The 18,600-nt window shown below is 61.1% G+C and carries 16 protein-coding genes, 5 tRNA genes and 2 riboswitches; of the genes, 16 read left to right on the top strand and 5 right to left on the bottom strand.

Annotation, left to right across the window (positions count from 1 at the left end):
* Positions 1–134 precede the first annotated feature (134 nt).
* The 4 genes from pstS (at position 135) to pstB (ending at position 4,347) form a co-directional block, all read left to right on the top strand.
* Positions 135–1,259: a phosphate ABC transporter substrate-binding protein PstS gene (gene pstS, locus CAQU_RS10055; RefSeq protein ID WP_075727388.1), complete on the top strand. Its 1,125-nt coding sequence runs from the start codon at positions 135–137 to the stop codon at positions 1,257–1,259.
* 143 nt (positions 1,260–1,402) lie between these two features.
* A complete protein-coding gene (pstC, locus tag CAQU_RS10050; protein WP_425429695.1) occupies positions 1,403–2,455 on the top strand; it encodes a phosphate ABC transporter permease subunit PstC in 1,053 nt (350 codons plus the stop codon).
* 195 nt (positions 2,456–2,650) lie between these two features.
* Positions 2,651–3,481: a phosphate ABC transporter permease PstA gene (gene pstA / locus CAQU_RS10045; RefSeq protein WP_084563249.1), complete on the top strand. Its 831-nt coding sequence runs from the start codon at positions 2,651–2,653 to the stop codon at positions 3,479–3,481.
* An 80-nt stretch (positions 3,482–3,561) separates the two neighbouring features.
* Positions 3,562–4,347, top strand: coding sequence for a phosphate ABC transporter ATP-binding protein PstB (gene pstB, locus CAQU_RS10040; RefSeq protein ID WP_075728676.1), 786 nt, complete (start codon positions 3,562–3,564; stop codon positions 4,345–4,347).
* Between the two features lie 186 nt (positions 4,348–4,533).
* On the opposite strand, the gene CAQU_RS10035 is transcribed toward pstB, so the two are convergent.
* Together CAQU_RS10035 and dusB are read right to left on the bottom strand one after the other, a co-directional pair.
* The gene (locus tag CAQU_RS10035) at positions 4,534–5,274 is read right to left on the bottom strand and encodes a phosphate signaling complex PhoU family protein (RefSeq protein WP_075727384.1); all 741 of its coding nucleotides are present in this window, start codon (positions 5,272–5,274) and stop codon (positions 4,534–4,536) included.
* A gap of 64 nt (positions 5,275–5,338) precedes the next feature.
* Positions 5,339–6,484, bottom strand: coding sequence for a tRNA dihydrouridine synthase DusB (gene dusB, locus CAQU_RS10030; protein WP_075727382.1), 1,146 nt, complete (start codon positions 6,482–6,484; stop codon positions 5,339–5,341).
* Between the two features lie 444 nt (positions 6,485–6,928).
* On the opposite strand from dusB, the gene scpC reads away from it, so the two are divergent.
* The 7 genes from scpC (at position 6,929) to CAQU_RS09995 (ending at position 10,518) form a co-directional block, all read left to right on the top strand.
* On the top strand, positions 6,929–8,446 hold the full coding sequence (gene scpC, locus CAQU_RS10025) for a succinyl-CoA:acetate CoA-transferase ScpC (RefSeq protein ID WP_075727380.1): 1,518 nt from the start codon (positions 6,929–6,931) through the stop codon (positions 8,444–8,446).
* Positions 8,447–8,664: 218 nt separating this feature from the next.
* Positions 8,665–8,740, top strand: a tRNA-Lys gene (locus CAQU_RS10020).
* Positions 8,741–9,086: 346 nt separating this feature from the next.
* Positions 9,087–9,159, top strand: a tRNA-Glu gene (locus CAQU_RS10015).
* 26 nt (positions 9,160–9,185) lie between these two features.
* A tRNA-Asp gene (locus CAQU_RS10010) sits at positions 9,186–9,259 on the top strand.
* A 541-nt stretch (positions 9,260–9,800) separates the two neighbouring features.
* Positions 9,801–9,877, top strand: a tRNA-Asp gene (locus tag CAQU_RS10005).
* Between the two features lie 28 nt (positions 9,878–9,905).
* Positions 9,906–9,978: transfer RNA gene (locus CAQU_RS10000), tRNA-Phe, on the top strand.
* A gap of 249 nt (positions 9,979–10,227) precedes the next feature.
* On the top strand, positions 10,228–10,518 hold the full coding sequence (locus CAQU_RS09995; protein ID WP_075727378.1) for a GNAT family N-acetyltransferase: 291 nt from the start codon (positions 10,228–10,230) through the stop codon (positions 10,516–10,518).
* 68 nt (positions 10,519–10,586) lie between these two features.
* On the opposite strand, the gene epsC is transcribed toward CAQU_RS09995, so the two are convergent.
* Together epsC and cysK are read right to left on the bottom strand one after the other, a co-directional pair.
* On the bottom strand, positions 10,587–11,171 hold the full coding sequence (epsC, locus tag CAQU_RS09990; protein WP_075727376.1) for a serine O-acetyltransferase EpsC: 585 nt from the start codon (positions 11,169–11,171) through the stop codon (positions 10,587–10,589).
* Positions 11,172–11,296: 125 nt separating this feature from the next.
* Positions 11,297–12,238 carry a cysteine synthase A gene (cysK, locus tag CAQU_RS09985; RefSeq protein ID WP_075727374.1) on the bottom strand — a complete coding sequence of 314 codons (942 nt, stop codon included), beginning with the start codon at positions 12,236–12,238 and terminating at the stop codon, positions 11,297–11,299.
* A 434-nt stretch (positions 12,239–12,672) separates the two neighbouring features.
* A riboswitch (cobalamin riboswitch) is annotated at positions 12,673–12,941 on the top strand.
* 57 nt (positions 12,942–12,998) lie between these two features.
* Between cysK and CAQU_RS09980 the strand changes: the two genes are divergently transcribed.
* The 5 genes from CAQU_RS09980 (at position 12,999) to ramA (ending at position 17,912) form a co-directional block, all read left to right on the top strand.
* A complete protein-coding gene (locus CAQU_RS09980; protein WP_075727372.1) occupies positions 12,999–13,697 on the top strand; it encodes an energy-coupling factor ABC transporter permease in 699 nt (232 codons plus the stop codon).
* Positions 13,698–13,742: 45 nt separating this feature from the next.
* A complete protein-coding gene (locus CAQU_RS09975) occupies positions 13,743–14,102 on the top strand; it encodes an energy-coupling factor ABC transporter substrate-binding protein (RefSeq protein ID WP_075727370.1) in 360 nt (119 codons plus the stop codon).
* A 25-nt stretch (positions 14,103–14,127) separates the two neighbouring features.
* Complete coding sequence (gene cbiQ, locus CAQU_RS09970; RefSeq protein WP_075727368.1) at positions 14,128–14,856, top strand: cobalt ECF transporter T component CbiQ; 729 nt, start codon at positions 14,128–14,130, stop codon at positions 14,854–14,856.
* Positions 14,857–14,877: 21 nt separating this feature from the next.
* On the top strand, positions 14,878–15,690 hold the full coding sequence (locus CAQU_RS09965; protein ID WP_075727366.1) for an energy-coupling factor ABC transporter ATP-binding protein: 813 nt from the start codon (positions 14,878–14,880) through the stop codon (positions 15,688–15,690).
* Between the two features lie 495 nt (positions 15,691–16,185).
* Positions 16,186–16,336: riboswitch (cobalamin riboswitch) on the bottom strand.
* 733 nt (positions 16,337–17,069) lie between these two features.
* Positions 17,070–17,912 (top strand): acetate metabolism transcriptional regulator RamA, encoded by an 843-nt coding sequence (gene ramA / locus CAQU_RS09960; protein WP_075727364.1) that lies wholly within the window; start codon positions 17,070–17,072, stop codon positions 17,910–17,912.
* 80 nt (positions 17,913–17,992) lie between these two features.
* On the opposite strand, the gene CAQU_RS09955 is transcribed toward ramA, so the two are convergent.
* Complete coding sequence (locus CAQU_RS09955) at positions 17,993–18,589, bottom strand: cob(I)yrinic acid a,c-diamide adenosyltransferase (RefSeq protein WP_075727362.1); 597 nt, start codon at positions 18,587–18,589, stop codon at positions 17,993–17,995.
* Positions 18,590–18,600 lie beyond the last annotated feature (11 nt).

Below are 18,600 nucleotides of genomic sequence, written 5' to 3'. Positions count from 1 at the left end.
ATAAACGCAATTACTGTGTCCTTTAGCCGCTCCGTCACGCTCTGATCAGCTCGTGGGGCGGCGCTTCAAAAGAATTCAACTCCTGCATTTCGCACCCCCGAAAGCAACATTTTTCTTCGCTGAGAGGACCAGCAATGACTGTTCACACCCACCGCCGTTATGCCCGCGCAGCCCGCACCCTCGCCGCACTGACCGGTGCCGGCGCGGTCGTCTTCGGGCTCGCAGCATGCTCCGATGGGCCGAGCGACGCCGAGAACAACACCGTGTCCGACGCAGCCCAGGAGAAGCTCTCCAAGGCCACCGGCACCCTCGTCGCTGAGGGCGCATCGAGCCAGCAGAAGGCGATGGACATTTTCGGCAACGCCTACTCCAACGCAGTCGACGGCGCGTCCTTCTCCTACACCCCCTCCGGTTCCGGCGCGGGTCAGAAGCAGTTCATCGCCGGCCAGGTTGCTTTCGGTGGCTCCGACTCCCCGCTCAAAGACGAGCAGATCGAGGCGGCCGCCAAGCGCTGTGGTGGCAACGAGGCGTGGCACCTGCCCATGGTCATCGGTCCCGTCGGTGTCGCCTACAAGCTGGACGGCGTCGACAAGGTCACCCTGACCCCGGAGCTCATCGCCAAGATCTTCAAGGGCGAAATCACCAACTGGAACGACCCGGCCCTGGCAGCTATGAACGACAACCTGCCCGATAAGCCGATCAGCGTCATCTACCGCTCCGAAGAGTCCGGTACCTCCGACAACTTCCAGAAGTTCCTCAAGGCCGCCACCGGCGGATTCTGGGACACCACTGGCAAGGCTTTCCCCTCTGCCACCGGTGCTGGCGCTAACGGCTCCACCGGTGTCGTCGGCCAGGTGCAAAGCATCGACGGTGCCATCACCTACGTGGAGGCCGGCTTCGCCACCGAGGCGGGCCTGAACATCGCTGACATCGACTTCGGTGAGGGCCCCGTTGAGCTCAACCCCGAAAGCGTGGGCGTGGCGCTGAACAACCTGACCTTCAAGACCGAGGGCCACAACATGGTGGTCGACTCCACCAAGCTGTTCGAGATGAAGACCAAGGGTGCCTACCCGCTGGTGCTGACCACCTACGAGATCGTCTGCTCCGCAGGCTACGACGAGAACACCAAAAACCAGGTCAAGGACTTCCTGACCGTGGCCCTGGAGTCCCAGAACAGCGACCTCGAGGAAGCCGGCTACATCCCGGTGTCCGGTGAGTACAAAGACAAGCTCGCCGCAGCTGTCGAAGCCATCAACTAATCACAACCCCTCGCGGGCTTCCCCACACACCGGGAAGCCCGCCCCGTGTTCGCCACACCCGCTTTCCCGTGAAGTACGGCGAACAACGCCCCTCGCACTAAACAACCAGTTCAGCCCCCTCTACGTGGAAGGCCACACCTATCGTGTCCAGCGATATCCTCACTAGCGACTCTGCGGTGACCACCAACACCACGCCCGCCCCCGCCGGCGCAGACACCGCCGCACCGAAACGACGCTCGGTGGACCTGCACGGCTCCCCCCACCTGGGAGACCGCCTGTTCCTCGGCGCAGCTCGCTCGAGCTCCATCGCCATCACCGCGCTGATCGCCGCCATCGGCCTGTTCCTCGTCTGGCGTGCCGTGCCCGCCCTGAACAACAACACCGGTGGGCTGTGGGGCTTTCTGACCTACCGCGGCGACTGGAACACCAGCAACCCGCAGGCCATGACCTTCGGCATCGCCAACCTCTTCCTGGTCACCATGAGCATCGCGACCCTCGCCCTGCTCATCGCGATGCCCGTCGCCCTCGGGATTTCCATCTACCTCACCGTCTACGCCCCAGCCCGTCTCAAAGGCATCCTCGGCTGGCTCGTCGACATCCTCGCCGCCGTGCCCTCCATCGTGTACGGCCTCTGGGGCGCAATGGTGCTCGGCCCCGCCCTCGGCCCCTTCTTCGACTGGATCAACAAGCACGCAGGAAACATCTTCCTGTTTGAGCACTACGCCAACTCCCCGGCATTCGCCACCAGCCGCAACATCTTCACCGGTGGCATCGTGCTCGCCATCATGATCCTCCCCATCATCGCCGCCACCGCCCGCGAAGTCTTCGCCCAAACCCCCAAGGGGCACATCGAGTCCGCCCTCGCCCTCGGCGCCACCCGCTTCGAAGTCGTCAAACTCACCGTGTGGCCCTTCGGACGCACCGGCTTCGTCTCCGGCTCCATGCTCGGCCTCGGCCGCGCACTCGGCGAAACCATGGCCCTCTACCTCGTGGTCAGCCCCTCCAGCGCCTTCCGCGCCTCCCTGTTCGACGGCGGCACCACCTTCGCCACCGCCATCGCCAACGCCGCCCCCGAATTCAACGACAACCTCAAAGCAGGCGCCTACATCGCCGCAGGTCTCGTGCTGTTCATCGTCACCTTCGCCGTCAACGCCGCCGCCCGCGGCATCGTGACCCGCGCAGGAAAGACCAAATAAGCCACAGACTCACCAAGACCCCCACCCCACCAAGGGATCTCCACCGGTGTGGTCGCCCCACACCACCCGAATCTGTACGACCGACCCACGCACAAAGGACACGCCTTGACCACGAGTATTAGCCCCGCGCCCAACAATGTCAGCGCCGGCGTCACCTTCCAACAGCCCTCAACGCGCCGCAAACTCACCAACAACATGGCAACCGTCATCATCACCGCCACCCTGGGCCTCGCGCTCATCCCGCTGGTGTGGTTGCTCACCGACCTGATCACCCACGGCGCCCACGCCATCGGCAACTCCAGCTGGTGGTCCTACAGCCAAAAAGGCGTGCTGCTGAGCAAGCCCGGCGGCGGCGCCGCCCACGCCATGGTCGGAACCTTCATCCAGGTCGGCATCACCGCCCTGGTATCTGTCCCCATCGGCATCCTCGTTGCCGTCTACCTCGTCGAATACGCCGGCAATAACCGACTCGGCCGCATCACCACCTTCATGGTCGACATCCTCTCCGGGGTGCCCTCCATCGTTGCTGCACTGTTCATCTACTCCGTCTGGATCGTCCTGTTCGGTTTCGAACGCTCCGGTATCGCCGTGTCACTGTCGCTGGTGCTGCTGATGCTGCCCGTCATCATTCGCACCACCGAGGAAATGCTGCGCATCGTCCCCGCAGACCTGCGTGAAGCCTCCTACGCACTCGGCACCCCGAAATGGCTCACCATCGTCAAGATCGTGATCCCCACCGCCGGATCCGGCATCATCACCGGCATCATGCTCGCCATCGCCCGCGTCATGGGCGAATCCGCACCGGTGCTCATCCTGGTCGGCTCCACCCAAGCCATCAACTACAACCCCTTCCACAACCCGCAGTCCTCCCTGCCCCTGATGATGCTCGACATGTACAAGGCAGGCTCCGCCGACGCAGTCATCGCCAAGATGTGGGGCGCCGCCCTCACCCTGGTGCTGCTCATCGCGGTCCTCAACATCGGCGCCCGCATCATCGCCGCCCGCTTCGCCACCGGCCAGCGCTAAAACCCACCCCACCTCAACCCACCCAACGCCACCCACTGGCACCCCACAAAGGAGAAAAGACCACCATGACTGCAAGCCTGATGGCTCCCAGCAACCTGGCGCTGAAACTCGAAGACGTCAACATCTACTACGGCGACTTCCACGCCGTGCGCGACATCAACCTCGACATCCCCCGCAACGCCGTCACCGCCTTCATCGGCCCCTCCGGCTGCGGTAAATCCACCGTGCTGCGCAGCCTCAACCGCATGCACGAAGTCACCCCCGGCGCCCGCGTCGAAGGGCGCATCACCCTCGACGGGCAAGACATCTACGGCGCCGGCGTCGACCCGGTGGCAGTGCGCAGCACCATCGGCATGGTGTTCCAGAAGCCCAACCCCTTCCCGACCATGTCCATCGAAGAAAACGTCGTCGCCGGGCTCAAGCTGGCAGGCGTCAAGGACAAGGCCCGCCTGAAAGAAACCGCCGAACGCGCCCTGCGTGGCGCCAACCTGTGGGAAGAAGTTAAAGACCGCCTCGACAAGCCGGGCGGCGGCCTGTCCGGTGGACAGCAGCAGCGCCTGTGCATCGCCCGCGCCATCGCCGTCCAGCCCGAAGTTCTCCTCATGGACGAGCCCTGCTCCGCGCTGGACCCCATCTCCACCCTGGCCATCGAAGACCTCATTGCCGAACTCAAAGAGGACTACACCATCGTCATCGTGACCCACAACATGCAGCAAGCAGCACGTGTGTCCGACCGCACCGCCTTCTTCTCCCTGGAAGCCACCGGCAAGCCCGGCAACCTGGTCGAGGTCGACGACACTGAGGTCATCTTCTCCAACCCGAACCGCCAGGAAACCGAAGACTACATCTCCGGCCGCTTCGGCTAAAACCCCGCACGCCGGGCACCAAAAACAACAGCAAAGCACTATTTAATGTCCGATTAGTGCCCGCTATAACCCCCGAATGAAGTCACCCAAAAGGGAGCTTCCCTCGGGGGTTTCTCCATGGGCTAAGCCAATAAAAACTGGCCGCCTCCCTCGAAAGGGAAGACGGCCAGTGAAACTGTGCTAACGCTAGGAGAACTGATTCCGGAAACGTTCCTCCAACGCCAGAATCTCGTCATGGAACTGGGAAGCTTCCTCCATCTCACGCTCCCGCCGGGCGAGATAATCCTTGTGGTGCAAGCCAGTCGCCAAATACACAATCCGCGTACCAACGCTGACCGCATGGTCGGCAAAACGCTCAAAAAACCGGCTCGCCAACGCCACATCAACAGCCTCAACCGTGCTGTGCGGCCACACCTCATCGGTCAACTTGGTCATCAAATAGGCGTGCAGCTCGTCGATCGCGTCATCCTCATCCATCAGCTGAGATGCCAGCTCAGGGTCGGGATTTGCCAGCACCATGCGCATGGTGCGGGTCAACGAGGACGCCACTTTGCCCATCTCGGTGAAATAGGGGACAAGCCGTTCCGGAACCGCAGGCTTCGGGGAACGCCGCGCGGCAATTTGAGCAATGTGGCGGGCCAAAGCGGCCATGTGCGCGAGATCCTCCACGATATAAATGGAGGACACCACCTGGCGCAGATCGCGGGCGACGGGACTTTCCGTCGCTAAAAGCTTCACCGCGCGCTCCTCGCAGGACTCCCGCAAGGCAACTTCCTGCTTCTTTAAATCCAGTGCTTTATCCGCGCGAAACCTATCGGCGCGGCACAGGGCGGAGGTGGCATGCTCCATCGTCTCGGAGACAATGTCCGCGAGAGAACACACGTTATCTGAAAATTCTGCAAGGGATTGGGCGTAAGCATCGCGCATAACCCCAGATTGTAGTAGTTGGGATGAAAACCATTGCCAAAGGGGGTGAAGGCGGGGGTGGTGTTTATCCGCCGGAATGCATGATGTCCGCGCCCTCGGGAACAGTGACATCCTCCGGGTCGTCCAACCACCCTTCCGGCAAAACCACCTTGGAGGGGGAGCCCTGACGGCCACGTGGGCCTTCGGCATCGTCGGCCAGCGCATCAGAATCGCGCAAAGGATCAAGGATACGAGCCAACTCATCCAACGTTTTCACCGTCGCCAACGCACGACGAACATCGCCCCCCACCGGGAATCCGCGAAGGTACCAGCCCATATGCTTACGCAAATCACGGCAGCCCTTTTCCTCACCGTCGTGCTCGACGAGCAGCTCGGCGTGGCGGCTAATGATGCGGGTGACCTCTCCCAAGGTCGGCTCCGGGGGCAAGGGCTTCCCGGACAGCTCCGCCGCCAGGGAAGCAAACAACCACGGGCGGCCCAAACAACCCCGCCCGATCACCACGCCATCGCAACCGGTCTCCGCCATCATGCGGGACGCATCAGCTGCCGCGAAAATATCGCCGTTGCCTAAAACCGGGATGCCGGTATGAGCCAGGTGCTCCTTCAACCGTGCAATCTCCGACCAGTCGGCCTCCCCGGAATAGCGCTGCGCGGCCGTGCGCGCGTGCAGTGCCACCGCGGCGGCGCCCTCCTCCACGGCAATGCGGCCCGCATCCAGGTGGGTGTGGTGCTCATCGTCGATGCCGACGCGGAACTTCACGGTCACGGGGATGTCAGTGCCCTCGGTGGCCTTCACAGCGGCCGCCACGATATTTCCAAACAGTCGACGCTTATAGGGCAGGGCAGAGCCGCCACCACGACGCGTCACCTTCGGAACCGGACAGCCAAAGTTCATGTCGATATGGTCCGCCAGATCCTCCTCGACAATCATTTTGGCTGCCTCATACGTCCAGTGTGGATCCGTGGTGTACAGCTGCAAGGAGCGCGGCTGCTCGTCGGGAGCAAATGTCGTCATGTGCATTGTCTTCTCATTGCGCTCGCACAAAGCGCGCGCAGTAATCATTTCGCACACATACAAGCCGGCAACGCTGCCGAAAGCTTCGCGTTCGAGTTCGCGACACAGGGTGCGAAAGGCCACGTTGGTGACGCCCGCCATGGGGGCTAGCACCACCGGTGAAGACAAAGAAAGGGAACCAATTTGCACTGACATGAGCCGAATTCTTCCATTAATCCAACCAGCAAGAGAAAAACGTCAGCGCAGCAAACCCCCTCGCCCCGAACTGGAGCCACCTTGGGGCGAGGTTAATCAGGGGGCGTCTTAACAGCTGCGGGGGCATGACAGAAGCGAAGAAAGCAGGTTCGCTAGCAGCGAACGACGCCAGCTTTTAACAAAGGTGCTGGTTGGGGGTGCTGCTGGGGGTGAATTGGGGAGAAAACTGCCAAAAAGCAGGGGCAACAAGGCCCCACATCTATTAATGTGGTCACAGTAACTACAGCGCGAATCGCGTATGGTGGGTCACACTGTGGTGTCAGCGCTGCCAACGTTGCAACGTTTGTACGCCATGCCCCGCACTCGCGAGGACCATCTTTAGTAAAGAATCAAGCCCTCCCGCACTGCACACTGTGTGCGTGGGGGCCTTCCCAGGAGGAATACATGTCTGATCGGATCGCTAACGCACAGCTCCGCAACAAGGTCATGACGGCTGCAGAAGCCGCTCAGTTCGTCAACCACGGCGACAAGGTCGGTATCTCCGGCTTCACCGGTGCCGGCTACCCCAAGGCACTGCCGACCGCCATCGCAGAGCGTGCCAAGGAAGCACACGCCCGCGGCGATGAGTACATGATCGACCTGTTCACCGGCGCCTCCACCGCGCCGGACTGCGATGGTGTCCTCGCTGAGGCTGACGCCATTCACTTCCGCACCCCCTACCAGTCCGACCCGATCCTGCGCAGCAAGATCAACGACGGCACCAGCTATTACATGGACTACCACCTCTCCGAGTCCGGTATGTACGTGCAGCAGGGCTTCTTCGGCCAGATGAACGTCGCCATCGTTGAGGCCGTCCGCATCACCGAGGAAGGCCACATCGTTCCTTCCTCGTCCGTCGGTAACAACGTCGAATACCTCGACGCCGCCGAGAAGATCATCATCGAGGTCAACTCCTGGCAGTCCGAGGAGCTCGAGGGCATGGCGGATATCTACCGCATCGCCCCGCTGCCCAACCGTCAGCCCATCCCGATCACCGAGCCGGGCCAGCGCATCGGTAACACCTACATCGACATCGACCTTGACAAGGTTGTCGCAGTCGTCGAGACCGACGCCCCCGACCGCAACGCACCGTTCAAGCCGATCGACGATCAGTCCAAGCAGATCGCCGGCCACTTCCTCGACTTCCTGGAGGGCGAGGTTCGTGCAGGTCGCCTGACCTACGACGGCTACATCATGCAGTCCGGTGTCGGTAACGTGCCCAACGCTGTGATGAGCGGCCTGCTCGACTCCAAGTTCGAGAACATCAAGGCCTACACCGAGGTCATCCAGGACGGCATGGTCGACCTCATCGACGCAGGCAAGATGACCGTTGCTTCCGCAACCTCCTTCTCCCTGTCCCCGGAGTACGCAGAGCGTATGAACAAGGAGGCCTCCAAGTACCGCGAGACCATCATCCTGCGCCCCCAGCAGGTCTCCAACCACCCCGAGGTCGTCCGTCGACTCGGCCTTATTTGCACCAACGGTCTGATCGAGGCCGACATCTACGGCAACGTCAACTCCACCAACGTGGTTGGCTCCCGCATGATGAACGGTGTCGGTGGCTCCGCTGACTTCACCCGTAACGGCCTGGTCAGCTCCTTCATCACCCCCTCCGACGCTAAGGGTGGCGCCATCTCCGCCATCGTGCCGATGGTCTCCCACGTTGACCACACCGAGCAGGACGTCAAGGTCATCATCACCGAGTACGGCTACGCGGATCTCCGTGGCCTGGCACCGCGCCAGAAGGTCGAAAAGATGATCGCCCTGGCTCACCCGGACTACCGTCCGATGCTGCAGGACTACTACGACCGTGCACTGGCTGAGGCCAAGGCCAACAAGACCATGCAGACCCCGCACCTGCTGGATGAGGCTCTGTCCTTCCACCAGCGCTTCAAGGAGACCGGCTCCATGAAGCTGTCCTAAACCTTTAGGACCCCAGGAAGTGCCTTCTCGCGCTTCCTAGAACCACGACGCCCCTTACCCTTGTGGAAGGGGCGTCGGTGCGTTGAGACCCGGTTACAGGCCCGTTGGGGTGGCCTGGTGGCGGCTCCAAAAAACTTATCGGCGTGTTCCGTTTTGATGTGGCCGAAAAAACCGGTTACGATATACAGCGGACTACGCACTAGTTGCGATTGTTCCGTGGGCCTTTAGCTCAGTTGGTAGAGCTACGGACTTTTAATCCGCAGGTCGTGGGTTCGAGCCCCACAGGGCCCACCAAACAAGCTCCCTTTCACTTCGGTGAAAGGGAGCTTTGTCTTTTCCTTGCCCGGGCGGTTTCAAACCGTCGTTGCACCAGCGGACACACTTTTTGTCCTATAGGCCCCAATAGGGCGTCCGGGTGCGGGGTCAGGGCGCTAGGCCGTAACTGTCTGGGGTGCTGTGACGGGGATGGTGAGGGGTGTTTTCTCATCGTGTCGGCTTCATCTTTGATCGCATACGTTTTTTATGGTGCTTTGTTGGTTGAAAAATGCGCTTCAACCGGCGTTTTTTGGTCTTTCGCTCATGTCGTGTACTATGAACGAAGTCGCAAAGCAGCAGGTGCTACACCGCTTCTTTATGACACGCTCCCATCGTCTAGGGGCCTAGGACACTGCCCTTTCACGGCAGCGACACGGGTTCGAATCCCGTTGGGAGTACAAGGCTTTATTTTCATAAGGCCAGTGGCCCTGTGGCGCAGTTGGTTAGCGCGCCGCCCTGTCACGGCGGAGGTCGCGGGTTCGAGTCCCGTCAGGGTCGCAGGCAGCGCCAGTAGAGAAAATCTACTGGCGCTTTTTGCTGTTTGCGGGTTTATGTGAACCTCGCGTGGGGTGGGGGTTATGCGACAAAATGTGTGTCTGTACGGCGTGTCGTGGATATAGGACAAAAAGTGTGTCCGGTTTTAGCGGGGTTTGCCTTTTCGGATTCCTATAGAGCGGGTGTAGCCGGTGTCGATACCGGTGTCGTATTCGGCAGGAGCTCCAGTGGGGTTGCTGTCGGTTAGTGCTTCGGTGGCTGTTTTAACTTTGGCGAGTTCGTGAGTCCCGAAGTCGTGTTGCCTGGCGATTTCTATGAGGTCGCCAGGCTTTTAGTTCTATAGGGCAGGTGCGTTGATGTTTGGTGGTGGCTTTCCTTGTGGGGCCCGCTTGCGGAGGTTTGCTGGTGGTGTGGTGGGTGGGGGAGTATGCGAAAAAGGGTTACATGCTGCTGATTTGTGTCATATTGCACTTCCTGGGTAAAGTACTTCCTCGTGCACAGCGCAAGGCAATGAAATATTTTCACTGCTTGGTGCGAGTGTCACGGCCCTGTGGCGCAGTTGGTTAGCGCGCCGCCCTGTCACGGCGGAGGTCGCGGGTTCGAGTCCCGTCAGGGTCGCCATTCCTTAACTGGTATAGTTTTGGGATATGGCCAGATAGCTCAGTCGGTAGAGCGTTCGCCTGAAAAGTGAAAGGTCGCCGGTTCGATCCCGGCTCTGGCCACAGTTAAAGCCCCACACGAAAGTGTGGGGCTTTTCGCGTGCCACGTGATTTTTTCTGGGGGCCGTGGTTGCGAGACATGTATGAGGCGGCGTTGTGGGGCCGTGTGGGGGCGTGTGGTGCGTTTTCTGCGGGATTGTGCATCTTTGCCTACACTGGGCTGTCACGCGCGTCACAGCGCCTTGTGTGGGTGTGTGGCGGCGTGGGGCCCGCGTTCGCGGGCTTTGAGCACGCTGTAAAGAAGGAGTTTTCATGCTTGAGCATGCTGAGATCGTTCACGAGCCGGATAATGGCCGTTTTGCACTCATGGTGAAGGGTAATCTCGCCGGCTATGCCGACTATGCGGAGGGCTCGGATGGGGTTCGCGACTTTAACCACACTGTGGTTCTTGATGAGTATCGCGGTCAGGGCCTGTCCTCCCCGCTGATTAAGGCGGCCCTGGATGATTCCCGTGATGCTGGTGTCAAGGTGAAGGCGACGTGCTCTGCTGTGGAGCACTTCATCGCTAAGAACCCCGAGTATGCGGAGCAGCTCGCGGAGTAAGACCATGAAAAAAGTCCCTGCCATCTGAGTTGAGAACCAGGTGGCAGGGACTTTGTGCATCCGTTGGGTTAGATTTCGAAGGTTCCGGCAACGTAGCGGTCGGGGTCGACGAGTTTGAGGCACTCGTTTTCTTTGCGGGGTCGGTTTTTGGCGGGAATGCCGATGGCGATGTGGTTGTCGGGCACATCTTTGGTGACGACGGCGTTGGCGCCAATGGCGCTGCCGCAGCCGATGGTGATGGGGCCAAGGACCTTCGCGCCGGCGCCGACGGTGACGTTGTCGTGGAGGGTGGGGTGGCGTTTGGTTTGGGTGAGTACCTGACCGCCGAGGGTGACGCCGTGGTACAGCATGACGCCGTCGCCGATTTCGGTGGTTTCGCCGATGACGATTCCCATGCCGTGGTCGATGAAGAAGCGTCGCCCGATGGTGGCGCCGGGGTGGATTTCGATGCCGGTGAAGAATCGGGTGGCTTGGGAGAGGATGCGTGCGGGGGTTTTGAAGCCGCGCACCCATAGGGCGTGGGCGATGCGGTATGCCCAGATGGCGTGTAGGCCGGAGTAGACGATGGCGTTTTCGACGTCGCCGCGGGCGGCGGGGTCGTGTTCGCGGGCGTTGTGGAGGTCTTCCCGGATCATCGCAATGAGGCGCTTCATGGCTGCCTACTCTATCAGCGTGGTGGGGTGGTGGTTTGTTTGTGGTTGGGTGCGTTGCGGTGGTTAATAAGGTGCACCGCCCCCGGGCAGCTGGCGCGGGGGCGGTGTGAGTGGGGTGCTAGGAGTTAGAACTCTTGGCGGATGTCTTCGAACAGCGGGGTGGAGACGTAGCGCTCGCCGTAGTCGCAGGCGACGGTGACGATGGTCTTGCCTTTGTTTTCTTCCTTGGCGGCGAGTTTGAGGGCGGCGGCGATGTTTGCGCCGGTGGAGATGCCGCCGAGGATGCCTTCCTTGGCTGCGAGTTCGCGGGAGGCGTTGATGGCTTCTTCGTTACCGATGGTCAGCACGTCGTCGAGGACGCGACGGTTGAGGACGTCGGGGATGAAGTTGGCGCCGATGCCCTGGATCTTGTGGGGGCCGGCCTTGCCGGTGGTCAAAAGGGCGGAGTCGGCGGGTTCGACGGCGAAGATTTGGACGGTGTCTTTGCGCTCCTTGAGGACCTCGCCGACGCCGGTGACGGTGCCGCCGGTGCCGAAGCCTGCGACGAAGATGTCGACGTTGCCGTCGGTGTCGCGCCAGATTTCTTCGGCGGTGGTGGCGCGGTGGGTGGCGGGGTTGGCGGGGTTGGCGAACTGGCGGGCGAGGATGGCGCCGGGGCGCTCCGCGACGATTTCGTTGGCCTTATCCACGGCGCCCTGCATGCCGGCGGCGCCGGGGGTGAGCACGATTTCAGCGCCGTAGGCGCGCAGCATGATGCGGCGTTCCATGGACATGGTTTCTGGCATGGTGAGGACGACGTTGTAGCCGCGTGCGGCGCCGACCATGGCCAGCGCGATGCCGGTGTTGCCGGAGGTGGCCTCAACGATCGTGCCGCCGGGGGTCAGGGAGCCGTCTTCTTCGGCGGCGTCGAGGATGGCGCGGCCGATGCGATCTTTGACGCTGTTGGCGGGGTTGAAGAATTCGAGCTTGACGAGGATTTCGGCGTCGAGGCCCTCGGTGAGTCGGTTGAGGCGCACCAGGGGGGTGTTGCCGATGGTTTCGGTGATGTTGTTTTTGATGTTGGACATTGTCACTTGCTCCTGGGATTGGTGGTGCGCCCGCTTGCGGGTGGGATGTTGGGCGCTGCAATGATGCTCACTATACACCCAAAAAATAGACAGGCAATCAGACAGAGCGGTCTATAAATGTGGGATCTGTGCAGGTGGGCGCGGTAAAAGAGCGTTCGAAGTCCTAAAGCTTGCGTAGTGGATGTGAATAAACAGCCGAAGGTGGACCCAAGGTGTGTCCGGTCACTAAAGGGGGGAGGTGTCCCGGAGTATTGGTCTCCCACTAAATGAAAACCTGCATGTGTGCGCAGATAATGGAATGCGGAAATATGCAGCAAAATTGAGCGCCAATGACAAAACCTGGCTGCCGAGTGACGGGAAAACAGTCCCCGAAAAAGCTTGATTTCGGCTACCCCCACATTGCTTTTCTTTTATGTTATTGCAGGTTGGGGGCGTAAATTTGTGCCCGTTGCAGTGCTCGGGAATGCCGATGAAAATTCGGCAGCGGCCCTCGCCACTGTGAACCCGCGTGCACACCGCCGCTTTTTCAATAAGGCGTCAATTGGCGGTGCGCGCCATGCAGAATTCCACCACGACCCCTCACGCAGGCACCGACGTGGGAAGGACTTGTGCCACCACCCGACCGCGACAAGGTTTCGCGGTCCACTGCGGTGGTGCGGTATCGCGGGTAAGCCAGGAGACCGGCTGCAACGCTTAAGAAGTTGTGACATCCATTTCAGGCCCACGAGGTGTCGGGCCACGTTCACGAAAGAAGTTCATCATGCACATTGCCGAGGGTTTCCTTCCCGTCGAGCAAGCCATTGGTTGGGGCGTCGTCGCCGCACCCTTCGTCATTCATGGCGCATACTCCGTCAAAAAACAGCTCAAAGAGCACCCCGATGCGGGCATGCTCCTCGGAGCCGCCGGCGCGTTTAGCTTCGTGCTGTCCGCCCTGAAAATCCCCTCCATCACCGGATCGTGCTCCCACCCCACTGGCACCGGCATGGGTGCCGTGCTGTTCAAACCCCCAGTGATGGCCTTCATGGGTTCCATCGTGCTGCTCTTCCAGGCACTGCTGCTGGCCCACGGTGGCATCACCACCCTCGGCGCGAACATCTTCTCCATGGCCATCGTCGGCCCCTGGGTCGGCTACGGCGCCTGGGTGCTGGCACGCAAAGCCGGCCTCAGCTTGAGCTGGGGTGTGTTCTTCGCGGCCTTCTTCGCTGACCTGTCCACCTATGTCGTGGCAGCCTTCGAACTCTCCCTGGCCCACCACGGCAGCGGCTACGCCACCGCCTTTTTCAACTTCCTCATGCTCTACGCACCCACCCAGGTGCCGCTGGCCATCATCGAGTCCATCGTGACCGTGCTCATCTTCCAGAGCCTGCGTGTGATCGCCACCCGCGAACTGCTCGACCTTGGCGTGCTCAAGCGCAGTGAAATTCCCACCACCCCGACCGCAACCCCGGTCGCGGCCTAAACATCTTCACCGCCAACAGCACCCCCACACAAAAAAGGAAAATCCATGAGCAGCAACAGCACCCCAAAGACCAACAAAGGCTTGACCGTCGGCCTGATCGCCCTGGCCTTCGGCATCGCCGCCTTCCCCATGTTCTTCAACCTCGGCGACAAGGACGCTGAAGAACAATTCACCGGCACCGACGACGGCGCCGAAACCATCGTCGAGGAAGAAAACCCCGACTACGAACCCTGGTTCAACCCGCTCATCGGCGAACTGCCCGGCGAAGTCGAATCCGGACTGTTCGCACTGCAAGCTGGCCTCGGCGCCGGTGTGGTCGGCTACGCCCTCGGCAGCTACCGCGGCCGCCGCAAGGCAGAAGAAGCCCTCGGCATCACCGTCGACGCCACAGGCGCCACCAGCTAAGCGAACCCCCAAGGACACCACCGACGTGAACCCCCTGGAACTCGCCGCGGCGAACAACCGATGGGCATACGCATCAGTGGGGGAGAAAGCACTGGCCATCCTCGGGCTGCTGATTCTGGCAATCAGCGTCCCCGTATGGCCAGTGCTTCCCGTCGTTGCAGCAGCCATCCTCGCCCTCGCGATCGCTGCCCGCGTGCCGGCCAAACTCTACGCCGCACTCATCCTGGCCCCCGCCAGCTTCATCGCCCTGGGACTGGCACCCCTGATCGTGGCACTCACCCCCCACGGCTTCGTCCGCATCGACGGCGGCGTCCACGACGCACTCATCGTCCTCGCCCGCTGCACCGTAGGCATGAGCGCCACCATGCTGTTCGCCCTGACCACCCCCATGGCGCAACTCCTGGTCTGGCTGCGCAAACTCGGCTACCCCGAAGAGCTCGCCCACGTCACCATGCTGATGTACCGCATGGTCGGCACCCTCATCGACACCGCGCGCACCATGTGGCTCGCCCAGGCACAACGCCTCGGACACACCAGCATGCGCCGCTGGATCACCTCCGTAGCCAGCCAAGCCGCCAGCCTGTTTGTCATATCCCTGACCCGGGCAAAAACACTGCAAGAAGGACTCGAACTGCGCGCCCCCATGGGATCGTCGGCAACACTCGACCCCTACACACCGGCCCGCCCGAAAGTCCTCATCCTCACCGCCGCAGCCCTCATCGCCCTCGCCGCCGCAGGCATCGTGTGGCGTTAATAGCTCACCCAAGGAACCCCCGTGGCCACCACACCCCCACCAGCCGCAAAAGACACCCTCCTGCGCTGCGCAGACGTGCACTTCACGCACGACAACGGATACCAGGTCCTCCGCGGCATCAACCTCAACATCCGCCCCGGCGACCGCATCGCCCTGCTCGGCGCCAACGGATCCGGCAAATCCACCCTCTTTCGACTACTCGCCGGCGCCTGGGTCCCCACCCAGGGACACATCATCCACCGCGGACAACCCGTCACCTACAACCGGGCCGGGCGCGACGCCCTGCGCCGCAGCGTTCAACTCGTACTCCAAGAACCCGACGACCAAATCTTCGCCATGTCCGTCGCAGCCGACGTCTCCTACGGGCCCACCAACCAAGGCCTGAGCGAAGACGAAGTCCGCCAACGAGTCGCCGCCGCCATGGAAGCCGCAGAAATCACCGACCTGGCCCACCGCGTGCCACACCAACTGTCCTACGGCCAACGCAAACGCGTTGCTCTGGCAGGTGCCTTAGCCATGCAGCCAGAAATCCTCCTCCTCGACGAGCCAACCGCAGGACTTGACCCGGCAGGCAGCCGCCAACTCCACCACACCCTAAACGCCCTACACGAGCGGCACACCGCAGTCGTCCTATCCACCCACGACGTCAACATGGCCTACGAATTCGCCACCACAGTAGCCGTCCTAGTCGACGGAAAACTCCACGTGGGATCCCCAGGCGAGATCATGACCGACAAGGAACTCATCAGCCGGGCCCGACTGGAACTGCCTTGGGCGCCAGCCGTCAGCCACGCGCTCGGGCGCACCATCGAACACCCAGAGCAACTCCTCTAAAGACCCCCACACACCAAAACCCTGCCCCCAAAAGGCAGGGTTTTGGCGTAAAAAGACAAAAAAATAACTCCCCAAAAGCACATGCCCGCCGATAGCTCGACAAGAGACCATCGACTGCACTAACCGTGACTTGAAAAAGGGGAGAAAAGCCACAACCGGATGTTGGAGAATCCAGTGCCATCACCCCGCACGCCACGGCGCGCGAAGCGAAGTGCAATCAATTATCACCGACGATGCCTATCCACGGGCATGTAACGGGACACAACGACAACCATCACTTCCCACCGCAGCAAAATCTACGCAGCGAAACCATTGCGCCCGAGCCACGTGCAACAACAAACGTTGTCGCCAGGGTGCCGCCCAGTGAAACGGGAGCAACGACACCGCGAGCAAACCTCAGCGATGGAAACTTTCCCACCTGACAGCCAGTAGCTGGGAAAGAAAAGCTATGAGTTGAGGTGCGCCGAAGACCCACGAAAACGACGTCGGCGCACACATGTTGTGACACAACAGGCAGGTATCGGGCTTACACAATCATCAAGGAGATTGATCCCTGTGCTTACCGTTGCGGGACAGCTCCGAAATTGCATCGGATTCCCTCTTGCGTCGGCCGCGTCAACCCCGATCCCGAAAAGCGAGCTTAAAGCGCACAAACAACCACCGTGCCGGATGGAAAAATAGTGCGCGCACCGCTCAACGATCGAAATGCGGGTATGTCACGGGCGAACCATGTTGCAAGGAGTAATTGTAGCGCTTTTCAACCCTCCGGGGGAAGTCCACCCTAAGCCAATGCGGCCCGGTACCCCCGGGGCTAACTTGCGGGTGCGCCCGCGGGGGAGGGGCATAGGGCACGCAAAAGTTTCCGTTCGGACATCGACGCCGGGGCAGGCAGGGCAGATATGTGAAAAAAACTTGTGTAATTCACCCCACAGGGGTGGGTGTTCTGCATGACTATGACAACTTTGGGGGTGCTTCACGCGGTAGGGGGCATCCCATGTGGCTACCCCCGCGACTTCCCGCCATAAACCCCCGGGGGTTTCCTATAAGAAAAACCCTACTGCCAGCAGTTTCCTGGGGGTGGGAGTACTTTGTGGGGGTGGTGACTTACGGACTTTCCATGCAAAAAATTTGGCCCAAGGGGTGAAAGCGAGGGGGCTTCCTCCGGGCGAAATGGTGGCGGAGGCAACACCATTCGGGCACCTTTGGCGAAAAAGACAACACGAAAACCTGGCGAATCACCCCCGATTGGCAGTTATAATCTGTTCAGTAATTGAGGCCTATCGGGTAATCCCAGCCCAAGGTAAGCCAGCGCACGCGCGCAGGATTGCCAACTTCCCATGTCACAGGCCTAATACAACCCCTTTTCCTAGGAGGAACGCGTGGATTCCGGACGCCTGAAGGATGACGAAGACGCCATTCGCTCAGCACTGACCCAGCTGAAATCTGCGACGGGTATTCCCGTGACCATGTTTGCCGGCGTCCTGCCGGATGGTCGTCTACAGATTCACTCTTGGGTGGGGCTACGTACCCCCGCACTGCAAAACCTCATCATCGACACCGGCTGCGGTGTCGGTGGCCGCGTGATGTCGACCCGCCGCCCCGTCGGCGTGTCCGACTACTCCCGCGCCAACGTGATCAGCCACGAATACGACGACGCAGTCCTCGACGAGGGACTGTTCAGCATCGTTGCAGTCCCTGTCATCGTGGGCCGCGAAATTCGCGGTGTGCTGTACGTGGGTGTGCACTCCCCGGTTCGCCTGGGTGACAAGGTCATCGAAGAAGTCACCATGACCGCCCGGGTGCTTGAGCAAGAGTTTGCCGTCAACGCGGCCTTCCGCCGCAATGACATGGGCCGCCTGAACCCCATGAAGCAGGGGCGCATGATGAACGGTGCTGAATGGGAACAGATCCGCTCCGCGCATGGCAAACTTCGCATGGTCGTCAACCGGCTCGATGATGGTGAGCTGCGACAGGAACTTGAAGAAGTGTGTGACCAAATGGTTACCCCAGTCCGGGTCAAGCAGACCACCAAGCTGTCTGCCCGCGAACTCGACGTCCTCGCCTGCGTTGCCCTCGGCCACACCAACGTCGAAGCCGCCCAAGAAATGGGCATTGGTCCCGAAACCGTCAAGAGCTACCTGCGCAGCGTGATGCGCAAACTCGGTGCCCACACCCGCTACGAGGCCGTCAATGCAGCCCGTCGCATCGGCGCACTGCCCTGATTGCCCCACTACCGAAAAAGAACTGCCCCGCACCCGAATCTCCGAGGTGCGGGGCAGTTCAGCGTTTCAGCCGCTAAACCCTACTGCTTCTTCGCGGGCCCGTCGTTGCGGTCGCCACCCGGAACCCACTGCACATCGTCGCCCCCATTAGCGATACGGCACAAAATAAAAAGCAGATCGGACAGGCGATTGAGATACTTCGCCGGTGCCACACTCGTCGTCTCCGGATTGCTGCGCACAGCCGCCCACGCGGCACGCTCCGCACGACGCACGATGGCGCGGGCCGAATGCAACAACGCCGCCCCCGGCGTGCCGCCCGGCAAAATAAAGGAACTCAGCGGCTCCAGTCGCTCATTGAAACGGTCGCAGTCCGCCTCCAACCGGTCAATATAGTCCTGCTCAATCCGCAGCGGCGGATACTTCGGGTTCTCCTCCAGGGGAGTAGCCAAATCGGCACCCGCATCGAACAGCTCATTTTGCACCCGCAGCAAAACTTCCTTGACGTCCTCGTTAAGCTGACCAAGCGCTACCGCCACCCCGATAGCACAATTGGCCTCATCGCAGTCGGCATAAGCCACCAAGCGCGGATCGTCCTTAGGGACGCGAGAAAAATTCGCCAAGCCGGTGGTTCCATCGTCGCCGGTACGGGTGTAAATCTTGGTCAAGTGCACAGACATGCCTCCCAGCC

It is taken from the genome of Corynebacterium aquilae DSM 44791 (assembly GCF_001941445.1).
GTDB lineage: Bacteria > Actinomycetota > Actinomycetes > Mycobacteriales > Mycobacteriaceae > Corynebacterium > Corynebacterium aquilae.
Note: the sequence above shows the minus strand (reverse complement) of the source record. Positions and strands in the feature narration are given on the sequence as shown.

Coding starts and splice junctions, on each gene's coding strand:
- dusB (WP_075727382.1), bottom strand. CDS start 6,484: ATGTCAGTGCAAATTGGTTCCCTTTCTTTGTCTTCACCGGTGGTGCTA.
- CAQU_RS10035 (WP_075727384.1), bottom strand. CDS start 5,274: ATGCGCGATGCTTACGCCCAATCCCTTGCAGAATTTTCAGATAACGTG.
- CAQU_RS09980 (WP_075727372.1), top strand. CDS start 12,999: ATGCACATTGCCGAGGGTTTCCTTCCCGTCGAGCAAGCCATTGGTTGG.
- CAQU_RS09975 (WP_075727370.1), top strand. CDS start 13,743: ATGAGCAGCAACAGCACCCCAAAGACCAACAAAGGCTTGACCGTCGGC.
- scpC (WP_075727380.1), top strand. CDS start 6,929: ATGTCTGATCGGATCGCTAACGCACAGCTCCGCAACAAGGTCATGACG.
- cysK (WP_075727374.1), bottom strand. CDS start 12,238: ATGTCCAACATCAAAAACAACATCACCGAAACCATCGGCAACACCCCC.
- CAQU_RS09955 (WP_075727362.1), bottom strand. CDS start 18,589: ATGTCTGTGCACTTGACCAAGATTTACACCCGTACCGGCGACGATGGA.
- CAQU_RS09995 (WP_075727378.1), top strand. CDS start 10,228: ATGCTTGAGCATGCTGAGATCGTTCACGAGCCGGATAATGGCCGTTTT.
- pstB (WP_075728676.1), top strand. CDS start 3,562: ATGGCTCCCAGCAACCTGGCGCTGAAACTCGAAGACGTCAACATCTAC.
- pstS (WP_075727388.1), top strand. CDS start 135: ATGACTGTTCACACCCACCGCCGTTATGCCCGCGCAGCCCGCACCCTC.
- pstA (WP_084563249.1), top strand. CDS start 2,651: ATGGCAACCGTCATCATCACCGCCACCCTGGGCCTCGCGCTCATCCCG.
- epsC (WP_075727376.1), bottom strand. CDS start 11,171: ATGAAGCGCCTCATTGCGATGATCCGGGAAGACCTCCACAACGCCCGC.